This window comes from Sulfuricella denitrificans skB26 (assembly GCF_000297055.2).
Lineage (GTDB): Bacteria > Pseudomonadota > Gammaproteobacteria > Burkholderiales > Sulfuricellaceae > Sulfuricella > Sulfuricella denitrificans.
Map to the genome: position 1 here is coordinate 2,200,593 of NC_022357.1, position 17,350 is coordinate 2,217,942.

Genomic DNA, 17,350 nt, shown 5'->3' on the forward strand with positions numbered 1-17,350 from the left:
CATGAACAAAACCCTGATCGCCTTGGCCCTTACCAGCACCCTGAACGTGTCCGCCTTTGCCGCCGACAGCTACACCATCGACTCGCGCCACACTTTCCCCAGCTTTGAAGTCAGCCACCTCGGCTTCTCCATCCAGCGCGGCCGCTTCAACAACTCCGCCGGCAAGATCACCCTCGACACTTCCGCCAAGTCCGGCAGCATAGACGTGACCATCGATACCGCCTCGATCGACACCGGTCTGGCCGAATTGGAAAAACATCTTCAGGGCGAGGATTTCTTCGATGTCGCCAAATACCCGACCATCACCTTCACCTCGAAAAGTCTTAAATTTGAGGGCGACAAGCTGATCGGCGCCAATGGCGACTTCACTATGCACGGCGTGACCAAGCCAGTGAACCTGGTGATTGACCATTTCCGCTGCGCGCCTCACCCGATGAACAAGAAACCCACCTGCGGCGCCAACGCCACCACCACGATCAAGCGTTCCGAGTTCGGAATTACAAAATATGTACCGGCAGTGGGCGACGAAGTTAAAATCGTCATCCAGGTCGAAGCCACCAAGGACTAAAAATACCGGGTTTCCCGGAAGTCATTAACTTTGTTATTAACCAGGAGATTCACAATGTCAGACAAGCAACCCGTTATCGCCCAAAAATCTCCCTTCGCCGTGGAAGTGGAAGCCGGCAAGAGTTACTGGTGGTGTTCCTGCGGAAAAAGCGCGACCCAGCCGTTTTGCGATGGCAGCCACAAGGGCAGCAATTTCGCTCCTGTCGAGCACAAGGCGGAAAAATCGGGCACGGTTTACTTTTGCGGCTGCAAGCATAGTGCCAGCGGCGTAACCTGCGACGGCAGCCACCAGAAGCTCTAATCCAATCAGGCGTAAAAAAACCCGAGAATAACTGCCTCGGGTTTTTTTACGCCTGACAAATACTATTCCATCACCGGCGGCAATTGCGCAGCGAGTGCATTCTTTTCCGTCGTCACGGTGCCCAGCAGCGCGAAACCGAGCAGCTTTCCTTCCGCACTGCGGAACAATGCCCTGACGCCATCGTCCACTTCCTCGACTTGCCATTCGCCCTGTGCGCCCAACTCCGGCGGCGACACCACTGCCGGGCAGGCCGGCGTCTTCACCACCACCGGCATGGCCGGGTAGCGCACCGGGGTCGCGTTGCTGGCCAGGGTTGGCGCCAAGGCGCGCGCCGCCTGCATGATCGGCATGACGAAAGGCAGCACCCGGCCCTCCACTTCCGCACAATCACCCAGAGCGTAGACATGCTCATCACTGGTCTGCAAGGTAGCATTCACCACGATGCCGCGATTGACCTTGATCCCCGCCGCTTCGGCCAGTGCGATCCGCGGCCGCAACCCGACAGCCGACAACACTACATCAGCCACCAGGGTTTCGCCGTTGGCCAGCGTCATGCGTAAACCTTCCCCGGCGCGCTCCACCTGCTGGGTGGTCGTGCCGAGATGGAATACGACTCCCGCCGCTTCCAGCTTGCGCTGGATGAATGCCGCAGATGCCGGCGGCAACAAACGCCCAAGCAGTTGCGGGGCAAGATCGATGACATGCACGCTGTAACCGGCCCCGACTAGATCATTGGCAAACTCGCAGCCGATCAGCCCGGCACCGAGTATGGCGATATTCTTCTTCCCAGCTATGGCCTCGCGAAAACGCCGGTAGTCGCCATGATCATTCACCGACAACATCGCATCCGCCCCATCGCCCTGCAGCGGCAGACGGATGGGATCGGCACCCATGGCCAGTACCAGTTTGCTGTAGGGTACGGTTTCGCCATTCACCGTCACCTGCTTCTTCGTAACATCGATAGCCGTCACCTTGGCATGTGCACGGATCTCCAACTTAAGCTCCTGCGCCATCTGGTCGACACTTTTGCCCAGCAACGCATCGGCATCCTTCTTCTGGGCAAATGCATTCGAGAGCATGGGTTTGGAATAGAAACCGCCGTGATCCGAAGAAAGCATCACCAGGGCTGCCTCGCCGTCCAGCTTGCGGAACTCGCGGGCCACGGTGTAGCCCGCAAGCCCGCTGCCGATAATGACCACGGGCGGCTGGTTCATGATCAGATCTCCACCATCTCGAAGTCGGCCTTGGCTACGCCGCACTCAGGACAGGCCCAGCTCTCCGGCACATCTGCCCAGCGCGTGCCGGCAGGAATTCCTTCCTTGGGATCACCTGCAGTTTCATCGTAAACATAGCCACATACGATACATTTCCATACTTTCATTTTCAGCTCCTAAATAATCATTAAATAATCGGGTTATTTCACTTCGCCAGCTTATTTCGCTTCGCTTGTTATTTCACTTCAAAAGGGCCAGCGTATCGCGGTAGTGGTTGGCGTGCTTCTCTTCCACCTTGGCCAATGCCGCAAAGCGCTTGGCGGCTTTTTCCAGAGTGACCCTGAACTGGTGGGCATGTTCCCTGGATTCGGCGATCTGCTCATCGATTTCAGCCACGGCAGCCTGGTTGCCTTCTTCCACTGCGGTATGGCGGAAGGAAGGGTACATTTCGGTGTATTCGTGCGTCTCACCGGCAATCGCCATTTCCAGACACTTGGCGGGCGTCATGGTACCGGCTGGGTAGAGCAGGTCAAGATGTCCCAACGCGTGCTGCACTTCCTGGGCAGCGGTTTCCTCGAACACCTTGGCGGTCTCGACATCGCCTGCAGCGCGGCAGACTTTTGCAAAGAACATGTACTTGGTGTGAGCCATCGATTCGCCGGCAAAGGCAGCTTCAATATTCTGGATCGTGGTAGGTGCTTGCATCTGGTTTCTCCTTTAGAGTTTTAATCATCGTGCGTTGAGTACACGATTCGCATGGTAGAGAAAGATAGCAAATAGGTCTAATTGATTGTTACGATATAAGCGATAGCTATTAACTATGCCAAGCGGAGGAGAGTAGAAAATCAGCCGCCTTTGTAGTGCTCACCCCAAGTCCTGACTCCACTTACGACACCACAGCGCGCTCGTCCAGCTTGCCCACGCCCGGCAGATTGCAGGCAAGAATCGCCTGATACACCGCCTCTACCGCCTGTGGACGAGGAAAACTCTTGCGCCACGCCAGCGCCACGCGACGACTGGGGACGGGGGCAGTAAACGGGCGCACGGCAAGCAGACTGTTATGATCGGGGATTGAATCCGCCGAGGTCGAAGGCAGCACGGTAATGCCCACCCCGGAAGCCACCATGTAGCGAATGGTTTCCAGAGAGCTGCCTTCCAGCGTTTTCTGGATATTGTTGCTGCCACGGTTGAGCATCGGGCAGGCTTGTAGCACCTGGTCGCGAAAGCAGTTGCCGCTGGTCAGAAGCAGCACGTCCTCCTCTTCCACCCAGGCGGAGGGGATTTCCTTGTTTTTCAGCCAGGCATGCCCACTCGGCAGAACGATGCGAAACGGCTCGTCATAAACGGCCTGGGTGACAATACCGGGTTCAGAAAAAGGGAGCGACAACACCACCAGATCCAGCTCGCCGCGCCTGAGAAGATCAGCCAACTTGTGGGTGTATTTTTCCTGGATCAGCAACGGCATCCTGGGCGCCCGTTCGCGCAGAATCGGAATCAGCCCAGGCAGGAGATAAGGCCCGATGGTGTAAATGGCGCCCAGGCGCAACGGCCCCGCCAACTGGTCCTTGCTCTGCGAAGCGACGCGCTTGACCCCTTCCGCCTCCTCCAGCACGCGATGTGCCTGGGCCACGACCTGCTCGCCAAGAGGGGTCAGCGACATCTCGCTCGCGCCGCGTTCGAACAAGGTCACCCCAAGTTCCTCTTCCAGCTTGCGCACCGCCACGCTCAAGGTCGGCTGACTGACGAAACAGGCTTCCGCTGCACGGCCAAAATGCCGCTCACGAGCGACGGCGACGATATATTTGAGTTCAGTAAGAGTCATGTCGGCATTCGGCGCGCATCATCAAAATACTCCATCTCGACCGCTTTAATGATAAACAAGATGCGCATAGATTAGCATTGATAGGGGAGAGAAGGCGTGGATGAGGAACCGCCTTGCTTGAAAATGCCTGATCCAATAAAAATCATATGGACAGCCTTCTATAGGCGGCGTCCAACATGTCGGCATAGGGTTCGACATGGAAGTCCGAGCAATGCACCAGAGTCACTGTCCATTGCCGCCGGTCGAAACCGATCAAGTCGTCGAACTCCACCGGCTTGCCTGCGCCTTCACCCGGTTCGCGCCTTACCCCCATGTCGTCGAGGTACATGGAAGTTCGTTCCAGCCGAAGATGTTGGTCGGGGTTTAGCAGTACCGCTTCGAAGTCATGAACATAATAACGAAACTCCAATAAGGCAACGTGTTCCTGTATTTTAGTCAACATGTTAGCCACTTCCTCTGCCAGTGCTGGCCGAGTCTGCTCGTTAGCTTCATGCAGGCGAGCCATTAGCAAATCATTTTGCCGAAGAAGATCAGATTTTTCATGCTTGCGGGCTTCGATTCTTTTGGCGACCAGGTCGATCAATTTGTCGAAAATACTCCAGGAGATCAATTCACGGGTCTCTTCTATGCTGGTGGAGGGATTTTCCAAAGTATGGTTCGTGAAATAAACGATGTGTTGCAGGACATCTCTCCGCAATACTTGCCCGTGCAATTCCATGCCTACGGTATTTTTTTCCCAGCGCCGCATTCCCATTAAGGCATAAACTTCTCTGGACGCTGGATTCTGTACGTGAAAATTGCGCATGGCCAGGCTGGAACACAGCCCCTCATGGATGAAATCAACGGAAGGAAACAAGGCATGAACAAATGGAATCTGGGCATAGGCTGCGCGGTTGATTTCAACCGGACCGGGAATGAGGGCTGCCAGGCTACGCGAGTATTCCAGAGCACTGGTGACAGGCTTGTGAAATGCCTTGGGGTAACCCCCTATTTGTTTGAGATGGGGTTCAACCCGGTTCACTGCCCGCTCGATGGCCGATGCCAAGCCAGGCAATTCCTTTTGCCGCTCCAGTCCGAGCAAATTTCTCAGATACCCCATTTTCCACCCATCGTCATCTTCAGAAAAACCTCAGCATATCCTGTATAGAGTATTACAAAATCAAAGAATCTTCAGGTGCTAATAAATTCGCACCTGCGAACCCGTCAGCTGAGGTTTTCAGGTTCAAGACTCATCACCAGGACAACGTGCTGGAGTGATTTTGCCTAAGCGGCCTATTCCTCTACATTCTTTTTTTTCGCAGTTACTTTAGCCTGCCAGAAAATTGACTTCCTGATTTCAAACAATTCCGCCAGCCTTGCCGCGACCCGGCGATTGACTCTGCCTTCCGGATATTTTCCGGAGGCATCGGCGTCTCCCGCAGGCATGCCGGTCAGAAGGGCTATCGCCTGATCGACCTGCCCAAGGCGCATCCGGGCAAGTCAAACCGGGTCGAGATCAAAATCGCCTGAGGGCAGCCATAACCAACCCGGAGTACAATTGCGGCAGTCGCTACGTAGCCCTGCACCTGAAACGCTGACCGCTGAAAATTGTATGAGGGACAGATATATTCATGAATGATCGAATTCGCCATTTGCTTGCCCAGATGACCGCCATTGAAGACGAACTGCGCGTCGCGCTCCACGAACAGGAAAACAATGTGCTATACCAGATCAAGGGAAAGCGTATCGAGTTCGAACAATCCATCAAGCAAGCGCACAGCAGACTCAAAAAGGGATTTTTTCACTGGCTGGTGACCAACCGTCCACAGAACCTGATTACCGGGCCGATCATCTACGGCATGATTATTCCGCTGGCCATTCTCGACCTGTTCGTCAGCTTCTATCAGGTGACCTGTTTTCCGATTTACGGCATTGCGAAGGTGCGCCGTGCCGAATATATCGTGTTCGATCGGCAACAACTCGAATATCTCAATTTCATTGAAAAATTCCACTGTACTTATTGTGCCTATGGAAGCGGGCTCATTGCCTACGTATATGCGATTGTGGCTAAAACCGAGGAGTACTTTTGCCCGATCAAGCATGCGCGCAAGATACTCGGCACCCATTCGAGTTATCTCCGTTTCCTGAATTACGGGGAAGCTGCGGACTATGAGGCCAAGCTCGAGGAATTCCGCACCAGGCTCGGCAAGGAAAAATAGACAGGGACACTATCTACACGTGCTCATTAGATCCCCGCACGACGCAACCGCCCTTTGAGGCGATCGATCTCGTCAAGCAGTTCGATGATCACGGCTGCGGCATCCAGATCCGCCCCCAGATCGCGCTGCAATCGCTGAAAACGGCGAGCACGGTTGAGTTCCTGGCCGCCGAAACGCCACCCTTCAGGGTCGCCGCCTGCCGGATGCAGAACCTCTTCAGCCACCAGCTCCAGTACCCACGTTGCGTCGGTGCCACAGGCGCAGGCGAATTCGGCCAGGGTAAGGCCGGTTTCGTCCACCACCACGCCGGTCAGTATTTCATCCATGTTCTATACCCCCAATGTCCGGCGCGGGTTGAAAGCCAGCTCCTGCGCCATGGTCAGGTAAATTTCCCTGGCCCGTTCGCTGTCGGCGCTGGGCAGCACCACTTGCAGCACCAGATAGAGATCGCCCGGCGGATTCCCCGGAATGCCCCGGCCCTTGAGCCTGAGCTTGCGCCCTGCCTGAGTGTCCGGCAGCACCTTGACCTGCACGCTCCCGCCTGGGGTGGGCGTTGTAACCGTTGCCCCCAGCGCCGCTTCCCACGGCGCAAGCGGCAGGTCGAGATAGAGGTCACGGCCATCTACCCGATAAAGGGAATGGGGCTTGAAATCCACCTCCAGAAAGAGATCTCCCGCCGTTCCGCCACCCATGCCCGGCGTGCCCTGACCGGCGAGCCGGATGTGCTGTCCGGCGCGGATGCCTTTGGGGATGCTGACGTTCAGCGTGCGGCTTGTCACCACCATGCGGCCCTGCGAGTCGAGTTGCGGCGCACGCAAGTCGAGGGCGCGGGTAGCGCCGGAAAAGACATCTTCCAGGTCAATGAGGATTTTGGCGTGATGATCCTCGCCACGTGCTCTGTGGCTACCAGCACCGCGCTGGCGGGCCGCGCCGGAGAACAGGGACGAAAAAAAATCGCTGAAGTCCGCCGCACCGTCCCCGCCAACACCGCCGGAAAACTCAAAACCGGCGTTCCAGTCGGGCGGGGGGCGGAAATCCTGACCTGATTTCCAACTCGAGCCAAGCTGATCATACGCGGTCCTCTTCTCCGGATCCTTGAGCACCTCATAGGCTTCGCCGACTTCCTTAAAACGCACCTCGGCATCCGGCTCCTTACTGACGTCCGGATGATACTTGCGCGCCAGCTGGCGATACGCACGCTTGATTTCGTCCTGGGAAGCCTCGCGCGCCACCCCCATGATCTGATAATAATCCTTGAATTCCATTTGCATCCCCGGAAAAAGAAATAGTCCGCCTTACATTTCCTACAGATGCCACCAGCTGCTTTTGAGTTCAGTAAGAGTCATATCGGCATTCGGCGCAGGCAAGCATAAACCCGCTGAAAGTTACTACGATAGCCATCGTCCCGCGCCACTGTCCACCCATTTCAAAGTTCATCGCAAGAATGCCGTGCTGGAGTAACTTTGGCAAAGTCAGGAGAAGCCCTGGCTACTCCATTGTCTATCAGGGAAGTTGCCCCAGAAGTTCCTCTATCGCCTGGTATGCGGTATGCAGACGGTCAATTCCACTGCGTGCCGGACTGATCTCACTGGCCTGGTAAAGGTGCATTAATTCATTGCCGATGCGATGTAGCTCTGTGTGGGATTGATCTAATCGCTTGAGCCACTCGGGATCGAAATCATTTCCCTGACTGGCGTGCTCTACCCAGCGGCCGCAGTGGCACTTCTCTTTTACCATGATGGGCCAGCGCAGATCTGATTCATCACTCGAAAACAGGCATTTTTCTACCCGTTCCAGCCAATGAATGGATTCGAGTCGAAGCAATTGCACCTGTGCGTCTCTTGGCGAAATCGGCACACTGGCACTGGCTTTCCATTCCTCTGGCATTTCGTAGTGTTGCAGCCAGGTTGGCATGGAATCAGGTGGCATTGGGCGAGCAATGGCATAGCCCTGGGCAAACGTACACCCCATATTCAAAAGTATCAGGCCATGTTCCTTGGTTTCCACTCCCTCGGCGATGACCTCACGCCTGAACGCCTTGCTCAGCGCAAGCACCGATTCCACGATGGCATAGTCGTCTGGATCAGCGATCATGTCACGCACGAAACTCTGGTCCACCTTGACGATGGATACATCCAGATTCCGGATATGTGTCAAAGAAGAATAGCCTGTGCCAAAGTCATCCAATGCAAATTTTATCCCGAGTCGGTGATGACACTCGCTGATCACCCTGCTTACCAGCGACAGGTCTTCCATTGCGCTGCTCTCAAGCACTTCCAGCTCCAGATGCTGAGGGGGTATGTCCGGAAATTGTGCAAGTGCTGCCTCAAGATACATGAAGAAATCTTCCCCTTGCAGGTGACGCGGCGAGACGTTGATGCTTACCTTGATCTCCAGGCCGGTTTTTTTCCACGCTGTCATTTGCCGCAATGCCTCTTCGATCACCCAGTGGCCGACCTTGATTTCCAAAGTTGTGCCTTCGATCACTGGCAAAAAATCGGAAGGTGGCAAAATTCCACGTTCAGGGTGATCCCATCGGATCAGAGCTTCCGCACCAACCACTTCCCCGTTCCTCATATTCACCTTTGGCTGGTAGTACAGGCAGAATTCACGGCGGGCAAAGGCTTCTTCGATAATGTGCAATTGGTTACGATAACTTTGCACCTGCAGGTCATGTTCGGGATCGAACAACTGGAAATGGTTGCCCCCATCCAGCTTAGCCTCGTACATGGCTTGGTCGGCGTGGCGCAATAACGTGTCCGGCTCGGCCTCGTCCAATGGGTAGATCGTCACCCCGCTACTGGCGCCAAGGGTGATGACATGTCCATCAATAGAATAAGGCTGGGCGATGGCCTGGTGAATTCTCTCAAGCATGTTGAAGCATTGCTCGACTGTATCCAACCCCCCCAGCAAAATCGCAAACTCATCCCCGCCCTGCCTTGATATCGTATCCTCCTCGCGCATAGATGACTTGATGCGCCGAGCCAGTTCGATCAGCATCTGGTCGCCTGCTTCATGGCCATAGGTATCGTTGATCAGTTTGAAATCATCCAGATCGAGGTAGCACACCCCCAGCAGGGATTTATCGCGTTTGCAGTGATTAATAGCCTGTTTAAAGCGATCTGCAAACAAAACCCGATTAGGCAGTTGTGTAAGGGCATCATAATGCGCCATCAGTTCCAGCGTTTGCTGCTGCTGCTTGGCCTGAGTGATGTCGGAGAACAGGCCGACATAATTTACGGCGTTGCCGAGTTTGTCACGCAGGATGGAGATGGTGAGATGCGCCGCGTACACCACGCCGTTATTCTTGCGGTTCCACATCTCTCCTTGCCAATAGCCTTCCTCGGCGAGGGATTGCATCATCAAAGTGTAAAATTCAGGGGATTGCCTGCCTGAATTGAAAATGCGCAGATTCTGGCCAATGGCTTCTTCGCGTCCATAACCCGTGATCTCGCAAAATGCCGGATTGACGTTAATGATATTGGCGCTGGCATCAGTGATCACGATACCTTCGTGAGCCTCGGCAAACACGCGAGCGGAGAGTTGGAGTTTTTCCTCTGTTTTCTTCTGCTCGGTGACGTCGATACAAATGCCCGACAGGCGTACTGCAATTCCATGACCATCGTAGATCGCGTTGCCTAGCGCCTGAATCCAGCGCACCTCACCGTCCCCAAGAATGATTCGGTATTCGCTAAAAAGTGCTGTGCGATCACGAATTGCATCCGTAATACGATCTTCTGCCGGTTGCAAATCATCGGGATGCAGCACGCCTCGCCAACTGTCGAAGGTGGCCTCAGCTTTCTCTGGATCCAATCCAAATAACTGGAAAAGCTCATTCGTCCATACCAGCTTGCCGGTTACCATGTCCCAGTCCCATGTGCCGGCACCCGCAGCACGTAGCGCAAGTGATAGCCGCTCATTAGCCAGCATAAGCGCAGACTCGGCTTGCTTGCGACTAGTAATGTCCTGGGCCACCAGTACGAGGCACTGCTCATTTTGAATTTCAACGTTTTCCGCAGATACAAGACAAGTTACTTCATCCGTTCTGGTTTTAAACACTAACTCCAAATCGACAACCCGGCCATTTTTCGCCAGCTCACCGATAAAATTGGCACGATCGTCCGGGGTTGCCCAAATACCTAATTCAACCGTTTCGTGGCCAATGGCCTCTTCGCGGGTATAGCCGGCGATACGGCACCATGCATCATTAACCTCAACGATCTTGCCATCTGAAATTTTTGTGATTGAAATTGGATTAGGGGAGTTGTGAAACGTTTTTGAAAATTTCTCTTCACTGATGCGTAAAATCTCTCCTGCCAATTTGCGCTCATTTTCCCGGTCAAAATTGTCCAGCGCAAACGAGATATCCCGCGACAACTGATCAAGCAGGCTGATTATTTCATCATCAAAAGCACCCTTATTTTCTTGGTACACGGTAAACACAGCGAACGGCCTGCCCGCGCGGGGCACAGGGAAAGTTGCGCTTGAACCCCAGCCATATTGCACCGCGTATTCATGCCACGGCGCAGTCATATTGCTCATCATGAAATCGTTGATGATGACCTTACGAAATTCGCGGAAAGCGATGGCGGTAGGTCCGCGCCCCTCGGGTACATCTTCGCACGCTGATATTTGAATATGTTCAAGATATTCCACGCCCTTCCCATAGCTCACCACTGGCTCAATCAAGGTGTTTTTTTCGTTGAGCTTGCCGACCCAGGCCATCTTCAAGCCACCGAAGTCCACTGCCATGCGACATACCAGAGGAAACAGCCTGGATTCATCATCCATCCGTACGATGGCCTGGTTGATTTCGCCAAGTGCTCTATAGAGTTTCTTCAGCCTCTCATGCCGCGTTTCTGCCTGTTTGCGTTCCGTAATATCTCGCACGAGCCCAAAAATGATCTTATTGCCATCAATTAAGCTCGCACAGATATGGACTTCTACAGGGAAAATCGTGCCATCTTTGCGCCGGTGACGGCCAAACACTAAAATTGATTCTCCAGGCTGAGCCTTCTCCCAATCCGTTTTGGCAGCAGCCAGATCGAAGTCCTGCTCTACATCCTGGACAGACATCTCCAATAATTCTTCACGCGAATACCCCAGGCTATTGCACGCCTGGTTGTTGACATCGACAAACCTTCCGTCAAGATCAACCGCGAAGAATGCATCGGGTGCTTCCTCCAGAAATGCCCTGAACTTGTTTCCATTGTCCATTTTTGCCGTATGCCCGTTTTGCTGCAACTCACAGAAATTATAGGTTTTTCCTAGCTTACTATTTGATCAGAATATTCGTCGTGTAAAAACACTTATCGCTAGCAAGATTATGTCTCAGCATGAATTTGGTTTATTACGAGCTCCAGCAATAATTCATGTAAAGCCCCAATATACATTCAAGTGAGGGCTAAGAACATTGGGCATGGCAACAGTACTGGCAAGCGTCTCGCCGACATGAGGCTGGAAGAACCATGGAGACACTCCTTGTGGGCAAAAAAACAGCGCGAACGCGCGTCAATTCATGAAATACCCGGGTCTAAATTTACGCACCATTTGCGCAACCTCTATACTTATTAAAAATGGCCGAAGGTGATCCGACATGATCAAAAAAACACGCATCCGCAGAACCGGCGCACTAGTCATGGTGGTGCTGGGCGCAATCCTGATGTTTCTTGCCCCGGAAGTCTGGCCGGGTGCCCTGTTGCTCGCTTTGGGCGTCATCATCGAGTTGGTCGGCATCACGCTGGAGCACAACGCCGATAAAGGGTAGACCATTAAAGCTATCGATTGCGATGATATTGACCCATCAATTCCGCATGGCCGAGAATATGCCCCTGCATTGCCTTTTCCACCACCGCTTTGGCCGGTCCGCCTAAATCCGGCAGAACGGCATCCAGCGCATACAGTTTGAAGAAATAGCGATGGCATCCCACGGGCGGGCATGGCCCGCCATAACCCGTGCGCTTCCAGTCGTTCATCCCATGCAACGTCCCCGGCGGCAACACCTTTGCCGGGATGGCCTCAGGCAATTCACCTGCAATCGGCGGCAGGTTATACAGCACCCAATGCACCCAGGTCATTTTGGGCGCAGCCGGATCGGGCGCATCGGGGTCATCCACGATCAGCACCAGGCTTTTCGTTCCGTCCGGCAGACCGGACCAGGCCAATGGCGGCGAGATATCCGACCCATCGCAGGTATAGCGCTGCGGGATCGTGCCTCCCTGAAAAAATACCGTGGATGTCAAAATCATGTTCATGCTCTCCTGTGTTCTGTCACCCGCCATGACGGGCTGAACTGACACTACAGCACTACCACAGCCACGCACCGCCGGATGGAATAATCGCGAATAAATCGATTCATTTTCACTCTTGAAAATAAGCCCCTCGCTTCAATATAGCAGCATTAAGACAATGAGTTGTCGCAACGGCGGCGCTACAATAGCGGCATGTAAAGAAAACAATGCCATCGGAAATTCATGAAAAACAATAAAGCAACAGGCGGGCTCGTCTATTCCACCGAGCACGGGAAAATGTGTCCTGAGTGCCGAAAACCTCTTGCCGAGTGTGTTTGCAGCCGGAATAAGGCTATCCCTGTGTCTGACGGTATTGTGCACGTATCCAGAGAAACCAAAGGCCGAAAAGGGAAAGGCGTTACCCTGATCAAGGGGCTCACGCTTGATGCTCTTGCGCTCGCCCAACTGGGCAAACAACTCAAAACAGCGTGTGGCTCCGGGGGCACGGTGAAAGATGGGGTGATAGAAATTCAGGGCGATCACTGTGAACGGGTGATAGAAACCCTCAAGATGCAGGGGTGGGTCGTTAAGCGAGCCGGTGGGTAGTGGCCCTGCCACCTCTGCACCACATTACAATTCGACCGCATTGCCGCAGGGGTTATGCGTCGTTCTCGTAAGTCGATGGCGTCACCCCCGCCCGGGCAAGGAATTCGCGCAGTTGCTTGATCAGCATTTTGTCGCAGACATTACTTTGATGAGGGTGGTGCAGGAATTCCTCGCAACCATTTAGCGTCGCGTGAAAGCGTGCGCCGTGCGCGGAGGCGACACTCGCGCCCAAGTGGTGCAGCAAGGATTCAATTTCTCGCCAGTGGATGTTGCCGCTGACCGGATCATGAAATATGGCGCGTAGCAGGTTAATATGCTTGTGGCTCATGGCAGGGCTCCTTAATATGCGACCTTGCTCGAATTATTATCCCCTGCGGCAGCAAGGTAAAGCAAAGTTAAGCAGATTTTGCACTGTATGAAATAATGACTCCCCAGTATTTGTTTTCGTGTGAGGGATGAAAGCAATAAAACTGGCTAACCAAGATCCCGAAGAACCGATGCCTATACCCGAACATTCCCATTCCAGCACAACACCACAGCCCGGCCAGACCGATTTGCGCTCTATCGGCCGCCTGTTCCCCTATCTGTGGGAATTTCGCGGACGGGTCTTGCTGGCTCTGGTCTTGCTGATCGGCGCAAAGCTGGCTTCGGTGACGGTGCCGCTGGTGTTGAAGGAGATTATCGATGCGCTGGACAAATCGCACGCCGATCTGATTTTGCCGCTGACGCTGATCATCGCTTATGGCCTGTTGCGCTTTGCCAGCACCACTTTTGCCGACCTGCGCGACGTGGTGTTCGGCAAGGTCACGCAACGTGCCATGCGCCGGGTAGGCATGGCAGTGTTTCAGCACTTGCATGCGCTGTCGCTGCGCTTTCATCTGGAACGCCAGACCGGCAGCATCACCCGCGATATCGAGCGCGGCACCAAGGCGATATCCAGCCTGGTGGGATTTTTGCTGTTCCGCATCACGCCTACCGTGCTGGAAATCCTGATGGTGTCCGTAATTCTGTTCGTCAAGCTGGACTGGGTGTTCGGACTGATTACGCTGGTGACGCTGGCGGCATATATCGGTTTTACCGTCACCATTACCGACTGGCGCACGCAATTTGTACGCCGTGCCAATACACTGGATTCCGAAGCCTATGGCCGCGCCATCGACAGCCTGCTGAACTATGAAACGGTGAAATACTTCGGCAACGAGCGCTATGAGGCCGCACGTTACGACACCAGTCTGGCAGATTGGGAGGAAGTGGCATTGCAGTCCCAGCGTTCGCTCGGCCTGCTGAATGCTGCGCAGGCCGGCACCATCGCCATCGGAGTCACGCTGATGGTTATTCGTGCGGCGAACGGCGTCGTGGAAGGCACGCTCACACTGGGCGATCTGGTCATGGTCAACGCCTTTCTGCTACAGATGTTCCAGCCCCTGAGCTTCCTCGGGGTCATGTACCGCCAGATCAAGCAGTCCATGACGGATGTGGAACGCATGTTTACCCTGCTGCATAGTCCGAAGGAAGTGGAAGATGCGCCGGATGCACGCCCGCTGGCAGTGGCGGGCGGTGAAGTAAAATTCGAGCACGTCAGCTTCGCCTACAATGCCGACCGCCCGATTCTGCATGATCTCAGCTTTACCATCCCGGCCGGAAAAACCGTGGCCGCCGTGGGCGCGAGTGGCGCGGGAAAATCCACCCTGGCGCGGTTACTGTTCCGCTTTTATGACGTTAACCAAGGCGGCATCCGGATCGATGGCCAGGACATCCGCCACATCAGTCAGGACAGCCTGCGTGCAGCCATCGGCGTGGTACCGCAGGACACTGTGCTGTTCAACGACAGCATTTACTACAACATCGCCTATGGCCGCCCCGATGCCACGCGCGATGAGGTTATCGCCGCCGCCCGCGCCGCGCATATTCTGAATTTTATCGAAATTCTGCCGCAGGGCTGGGACACCGTGGTCGGAGAACGCGGCCTGAAACTTTCCGGTGGAGAAAAACAGCGCGTCGCCATCGCCCGCACCTTGTTGAAAAATCCGGTGATTCTGATTCTGGACGAAGCCACTTCCGCGCTCGACACCAAAACCGAAAAAGCCATTCAGGCCGAGCTGCTGGAAATCGCCCGTAGCCGCACCAGCCTGATCATCGCGCACCGGCTCTCGACCGTGGTCGAAGCCGATGAGATCCTGGTCATGGATGCCGGCCGCATAGTCGAGCGTGGTCGGCATCCGGAACTTCTGGCAAAAGACGGTTTATACGCACACATGTGGGCGCTGCAACAGCAGGCGGAAGAAGAAACCGCGTAAGTTTCGATGAGCAGGATCTAAACAGTTAACCACTTTTAAAACCGCTGCGATTTATTCCTGGCAGGCATACATCTTTTTCAGGAATAACTCCGAAATTTCCGTCGTAAGATCGGCTGGCATAGCCATATCTGTGCCGGACGGTTCAAGTTGATTCTGACACGCCAGGCCAACATCAGGGTTCCATCCAGCGCACATGATTTCATCGCCGTACTCCGCCTCTATCGAATCGGTTCCGATTTCGTAGTCGCTCATGTTCGTCGTGATAGCCATGACACACCTCCTTCTGTTCAGTTTTTATTGAGACTTCTCTCTGCCGAATGTGAATCAGCTGTCTTGCATTTTATAAAAAGCATTATCCATGCCATATGCAAGAGCACAAACTAAAACAAATTTAATATCAATGCGTTAAGCATCGCTCACACCTCACCAATCAATTTAATTGGTGCGCATATCAATTGAAAATGTAAAAAGTTCCGACACAAAGTGCCGTTTTACGACGCTGCCCGATGCGGCCAACCTTGGTTAAATCATGCGCGGATGCTTCACCCTTTATGGAACGTCGACCAGAAGCTCGGCCAAGGAAATATTTTTCCGCCATAATGGTCAAATATGAAACACTTGACGATGATTCTGGCGGTGTTGCTACTGGCTGGCTGTGCGGCCTACAGCAGTAACGGCCTCAAGCCTGGCGAGGCGAGGCTGGAGGATGTGTTGCGCGTGATGGGGCAACCGGCGATGCGCTGGCAGGAGTCGGACGGTGCCCTGCAGCTGGCTTATCCGCGAGGACAGACGGGCGTTCACAGCTATATGGCGTTCATCGGGGCGGATGGCGGGCTGCAACGCATCGAGAACGTGATGGAGCGAAGCGCTTTCGCCCGCATCCAGGCCGGCATGAACAAGGAGCAGGTGCTGCGCATTTTGGGGCCGTCGTGGCCGGGATGGACAGTTTATTTCAAGGCGCGCGACGAGCTGGTTTGGGAATGGCGTTATTGCGATGAGTGGAATGAGCCGGCTCGCTTCGATGTGCTGTTCGATGCCAGCACCGAAAAGGTGCGATCAACCCTGAGTCAGACCGAAAGCCAGATGGGGTTGTGCGATCAAAGCTGCTGGTGCTCGCGCTGACGCACAGGGGTCCACGGCGGTAGCAACGCCGGGGGCGTAGATGGCATGTGCCACGGTCGCAGAAAAAAATAAATTGAACTTAACCGTTTTTGCTGTAGTCTTAGAGCAAGTCTGTGGAATTCAAGTTTCAATTGCGGTACCTCATTGTTGGTCTGTTTTTTTCCTTGATGTTCGATAGGCTGGGCATTTGCCCGTCTTCACCCGGCTATTTTTAGCCGGATTAACTTGATATTGAGGTGAACAAATGGCAACAGGTACTGTGAAATGGTTTAACGATGCAAAAGGTTTTGGCTTTATTACCCCGGATGATGGCAGCGAAGATTTGTTCGCGCATTTCTCTGCGATTCAGGCAGGGGGTTTCAAATCCTTGCAAGAAAACCAGCGTGTCAGTTTTGAAGTGACTGCCGGCCCTAAAGGCAAACAGGCTTCAAACATTCAAGCTGCGTAAACCTGCAGTAGTTTAAGGAAAAGCCCCGGCATGCCGGGGCTTTTTTACGCCTGCGCCACGGAGTTTCAGGCGACAACCTATGTTGATCTAGCTTCCCCCCTCTCAAACGTGCCGGAAGGAAAACTCCGCCTTGCTCCCCGCCCGTGTGCGTCTATAGTTACTATCGTTGCTGCCGTTCTGCCAAGGAGAAATTGGCTATGGAAAAATGGATATATACGGGGTTATTCATGATGAGTGTGACGGGGAACGGCTGGGCGCAGGAGACCGACGCTGGGGCTGAACAGAAAGCACTTTACAGCGCAACCGACACCGGCTTCATTGCCCAGAATGTGTATTTCTTCTGCACTTCGGCAGGGCTGGCTACGGTAGTACGCGGGTCGATCGATCGCGCAGCGCTTGGTGCAGTGATGGGGCTGGGTAGTCATCAGCAAATCATCCTTGCGCAATCAGTCGGCTACCCGGCGAAGTATGTGCAATAGCAGCCTGTCTTAACGTCAACTGTATCTGCGCTGTAACGTTGTTTAGCTACTTCCCCGCACCAGGCT

The 17,350-nt window shown here is 54.2% G+C and carries 21 protein-coding genes; 9 read left to right on the top strand and 12 right to left on the bottom strand.

The genetic code is table 11. The features are described 5' to 3' along the window. Position 1 precedes the first annotated feature (1 nt). Both SCD_RS10695 and SCD_RS10700 read left to right on the top strand, forming a co-directional pair. Positions 2-568 carry a YceI family protein gene (locus tag SCD_RS10695; protein WP_009205167.1) on the top strand — a complete coding sequence of 189 codons (567 nt, stop codon included), beginning with the start codon at positions 2-4 and terminating at the stop codon, positions 566-568. 54 nt (positions 569-622) lie between these two features. Continuing rightward, positions 623-868, top strand: coding sequence for a CDGSH iron-sulfur domain-containing protein (locus SCD_RS10700; RefSeq protein ID WP_009205168.1), 246 nt, complete (start codon positions 623-625; stop codon positions 866-868). Between the two features lie 62 nt (positions 869-930). On the opposite strand, the gene SCD_RS10705 is transcribed toward SCD_RS10700, so the two are convergent. From SCD_RS10705 to SCD_RS10730, 6 genes are all read right to left on the bottom strand, one after another. Then, positions 931-2,082, bottom strand: a complete 1,152-nt coding sequence (locus SCD_RS10705) for an NAD(P)/FAD-dependent oxidoreductase (RefSeq protein ID WP_009205169.1) — start codon at positions 2,080-2,082, stop codon at positions 931-933. 2 nt (positions 2,083-2,084) lie between these two features. Then, positions 2,085-2,249 (bottom strand): rubredoxin, encoded by a 165-nt coding sequence (locus SCD_RS10710; protein WP_009205170.1) that lies wholly within the window; start codon positions 2,247-2,249, stop codon positions 2,085-2,087. A gap of 73 nt (positions 2,250-2,322) precedes the next feature. After that, a complete protein-coding gene (locus SCD_RS10715) occupies positions 2,323-2,787 on the bottom strand; it encodes a rubrerythrin family protein (RefSeq protein WP_009205171.1) in 465 nt (154 codons plus the stop codon). Positions 2,788-2,968: 181 nt separating this feature from the next. Then, complete coding sequence (locus tag SCD_RS10720) at positions 2,969-3,904, bottom strand: hydrogen peroxide-inducible genes activator (RefSeq protein ID WP_009205172.1); 936 nt, start codon at positions 3,902-3,904, stop codon at positions 2,969-2,971. A 142-nt stretch (positions 3,905-4,046) separates the two neighbouring features. Beyond that, positions 4,047-5,003 carry a hypothetical protein gene (locus SCD_RS10725; RefSeq protein ID WP_009205173.1) on the bottom strand — a complete coding sequence of 319 codons (957 nt, stop codon included), beginning with the start codon at positions 5,001-5,003 and terminating at the stop codon, positions 4,047-4,049. A gap of 173 nt (positions 5,004-5,176) precedes the next feature. Beyond that, on the bottom strand, positions 5,177-5,374 hold the full coding sequence (locus SCD_RS10730) for a hypothetical protein (RefSeq protein WP_009205174.1): 198 nt from the start codon (positions 5,372-5,374) through the stop codon (positions 5,177-5,179). Positions 5,375-5,514: 140 nt separating this feature from the next. On the opposite strand from SCD_RS10730, the gene SCD_RS10735 reads away from it, so the two are divergent. Then, a complete protein-coding gene (locus SCD_RS10735) occupies positions 5,515-6,102 on the top strand; it encodes a hypothetical protein (RefSeq protein ID WP_009205175.1) in 588 nt (195 codons plus the stop codon). A gap of 26 nt (positions 6,103-6,128) precedes the next feature. On the opposite strand, the gene SCD_RS10740 is transcribed toward SCD_RS10735, so the two are convergent. The 3 genes from SCD_RS10740 to SCD_RS15785 all read right to left on the bottom strand — a co-directional run bounded on the left by SCD_RS10740 (position 6,129) and on the right by SCD_RS15785 (position 11,319). Further along, positions 6,129-6,428, bottom strand: coding sequence for a chaperone modulator CbpM (locus SCD_RS10740; protein ID WP_009205176.1), 300 nt, complete (start codon positions 6,426-6,428; stop codon positions 6,129-6,131). A 3-nt stretch (positions 6,429-6,431) separates the two neighbouring features. Further along, positions 6,432-7,367, bottom strand: coding sequence for a DnaJ C-terminal domain-containing protein (locus tag SCD_RS10745; protein ID WP_009205177.1), 936 nt, complete (start codon positions 7,365-7,367; stop codon positions 6,432-6,434). A gap of 238 nt (positions 7,368-7,605) precedes the next feature. After that, positions 7,606-11,319, bottom strand: a complete 3,714-nt coding sequence (locus tag SCD_RS15785) for a PAS domain S-box protein (RefSeq protein WP_009205178.1) — start codon at positions 11,317-11,319, stop codon at positions 7,606-7,608. A 379-nt stretch (positions 11,320-11,698) separates the two neighbouring features. On the opposite strand from SCD_RS15785, the gene SCD_RS16620 reads away from it, so the two are divergent. Further along, entirely contained in the window at positions 11,699-11,869 is a 171-nt protein-coding gene (locus tag SCD_RS16620; RefSeq protein WP_009205179.1) for a hypothetical protein, read from the top strand. A 10-nt stretch (positions 11,870-11,879) separates the two neighbouring features. Here the strand turns inward: SCD_RS16620 and SCD_RS10755 are convergent, their stop codons facing one another. Beyond that, a complete protein-coding gene (locus SCD_RS10755; RefSeq protein ID WP_009205180.1) occupies positions 11,880-12,356 on the bottom strand; it encodes a YbhB/YbcL family Raf kinase inhibitor-like protein in 477 nt (158 codons plus the stop codon). Between the two features lie 219 nt (positions 12,357-12,575). Here SCD_RS10755 and SCD_RS10760 point away from each other — a divergent pair, with 219 nt between their 5' ends. Further along, positions 12,576-12,938 (top strand): translation initiation factor Sui1, encoded by a 363-nt coding sequence (locus SCD_RS10760; protein ID WP_009205181.1) that lies wholly within the window; start codon positions 12,576-12,578, stop codon positions 12,936-12,938. 52 nt (positions 12,939-12,990) lie between these two features. Here the strand turns inward: SCD_RS10760 and SCD_RS10765 are convergent, their stop codons facing one another. Beyond that, a complete protein-coding gene (locus SCD_RS10765) occupies positions 12,991-13,266 on the bottom strand; it encodes a hypothetical protein (RefSeq protein WP_009205182.1) in 276 nt (91 codons plus the stop codon). Positions 13,267-13,435: 169 nt separating this feature from the next. Here SCD_RS10765 and SCD_RS10770 point away from each other — a divergent pair, with 169 nt between their 5' ends. Continuing rightward, a complete protein-coding gene (locus SCD_RS10770; RefSeq protein ID WP_041674006.1) occupies positions 13,436-15,235 on the top strand; it encodes an ABCB family ABC transporter ATP-binding protein/permease in 1,800 nt (599 codons plus the stop codon). Between the two features lie 51 nt (positions 15,236-15,286). On the opposite strand, the gene SCD_RS10775 is transcribed toward SCD_RS10770, so the two are convergent. Next, a complete protein-coding gene (locus SCD_RS10775; protein WP_009205184.1) occupies positions 15,287-15,505 on the bottom strand; it encodes a hypothetical protein in 219 nt (72 codons plus the stop codon). 339 nt (positions 15,506-15,844) lie between these two features. On the opposite strand from SCD_RS10775, the gene SCD_RS10780 reads away from it, so the two are divergent. The 3 genes from SCD_RS10780 (at position 15,845) to SCD_RS10790 (ending at position 17,284) form a co-directional block, all read left to right on the top strand. Continuing rightward, complete coding sequence (locus SCD_RS10780; protein WP_009205185.1) at positions 15,845-16,357, top strand: hypothetical protein; 513 nt, start codon at positions 15,845-15,847, stop codon at positions 16,355-16,357. 244 nt (positions 16,358-16,601) lie between these two features. After that, on the top strand, positions 16,602-16,805 hold the full coding sequence (locus SCD_RS10785) for a cold-shock protein (protein WP_009205186.1): 204 nt from the start codon (positions 16,602-16,604) through the stop codon (positions 16,803-16,805). 197 nt (positions 16,806-17,002) lie between these two features. Then, positions 17,003-17,284, top strand: a complete 282-nt coding sequence (locus tag SCD_RS10790; protein WP_009205187.1) for a nitroreductase family protein — start codon at positions 17,003-17,005, stop codon at positions 17,282-17,284. Positions 17,285-17,350 lie beyond the last annotated feature (66 nt).

Excerpts from the sequence above, each read along its gene's own strand:
- SCD_RS10695 (WP_009205167.1), top strand. The coding sequence starts at position 2 with ATGAACAAAACCCTGATCGCCTTGGCCCTTACCAGCACCCTGAACGTG.
- SCD_RS10700 (WP_009205168.1), top strand. The coding sequence starts at position 623 with ATGTCAGACAAGCAACCCGTTATCGCCCAAAAATCTCCCTTCGCCGTG.
- SCD_RS10705 (WP_009205169.1), bottom strand. The coding sequence starts at position 2,082 with ATGAACCAGCCGCCCGTGGTCATTATCGGCAGCGGGCTTGCGGGCTAC.
- SCD_RS10710 (WP_009205170.1), bottom strand. The coding sequence starts at position 2,249 with ATGAAAGTATGGAAATGTATCGTATGTGGCTATGTTTACGATGAAACT.
- SCD_RS10715 (WP_009205171.1), bottom strand. The coding sequence starts at position 2,787 with ATGCAAGCACCTACCACGATCCAGAATATTGAAGCTGCCTTTGCCGGC.
- SCD_RS10720 (WP_009205172.1), bottom strand. The coding sequence starts at position 3,904 with ATGACTCTTACTGAACTCAAATATATCGTCGCCGTCGCTCGTGAGCGG.
- SCD_RS10725 (WP_009205173.1), bottom strand. The coding sequence starts at position 5,003 with ATGGGGTATCTGAGAAATTTGCTCGGACTGGAGCGGCAAAAGGAATTG.
- SCD_RS10730 (WP_009205174.1), bottom strand. The coding sequence starts at position 5,374 with ATGCGCCTTGGGCAGGTCGATCAGGCGATAGCCCTTCTGACCGGCATG.
- SCD_RS10735 (WP_009205175.1), top strand. The coding sequence starts at position 5,515 with ATGAATGATCGAATTCGCCATTTGCTTGCCCAGATGACCGCCATTGAA.
- SCD_RS10740 (WP_009205176.1), bottom strand. The coding sequence starts at position 6,428 with ATGGATGAAATACTGACCGGCGTGGTGGTGGACGAAACCGGCCTTACC.
- SCD_RS10745 (WP_009205177.1), bottom strand. The coding sequence starts at position 7,367 with ATGGAATTCAAGGATTATTATCAGATCATGGGGGTGGCGCGCGAGGCT.
- SCD_RS15785 (WP_009205178.1), bottom strand. The coding sequence starts at position 11,319 with ATGGACAATGGAAACAAGTTCAGGGCATTTCTGGAGGAAGCACCCGAT.
- SCD_RS16620 (WP_009205179.1), top strand. The coding sequence starts at position 11,699 with ATGATCAAAAAAACACGCATCCGCAGAACCGGCGCACTAGTCATGGTG.
- SCD_RS10755 (WP_009205180.1), bottom strand. The coding sequence starts at position 12,356 with ATGAACATGATTTTGACATCCACGGTATTTTTTCAGGGAGGCACGATC.
- SCD_RS10760 (WP_009205181.1), top strand. The coding sequence starts at position 12,576 with ATGAAAAACAATAAAGCAACAGGCGGGCTCGTCTATTCCACCGAGCAC.
- SCD_RS10765 (WP_009205182.1), bottom strand. The coding sequence starts at position 13,266 with ATGAGCCACAAGCATATTAACCTGCTACGCGCCATATTTCATGATCCG.
- SCD_RS10770 (WP_041674006.1), top strand. The coding sequence starts at position 13,436 with ATGCCTATACCCGAACATTCCCATTCCAGCACAACACCACAGCCCGGC.
- SCD_RS10775 (WP_009205184.1), bottom strand. The coding sequence starts at position 15,505 with ATGGCTATCACGACGAACATGAGCGACTACGAAATCGGAACCGATTCG.
- SCD_RS10780 (WP_009205185.1), top strand. The coding sequence starts at position 15,845 with ATGAAACACTTGACGATGATTCTGGCGGTGTTGCTACTGGCTGGCTGT.
- SCD_RS10785 (WP_009205186.1), top strand. The coding sequence starts at position 16,602 with ATGGCAACAGGTACTGTGAAATGGTTTAACGATGCAAAAGGTTTTGGC.
- SCD_RS10790 (WP_009205187.1), top strand. The coding sequence starts at position 17,003 with ATGGAAAAATGGATATATACGGGGTTATTCATGATGAGTGTGACGGGG.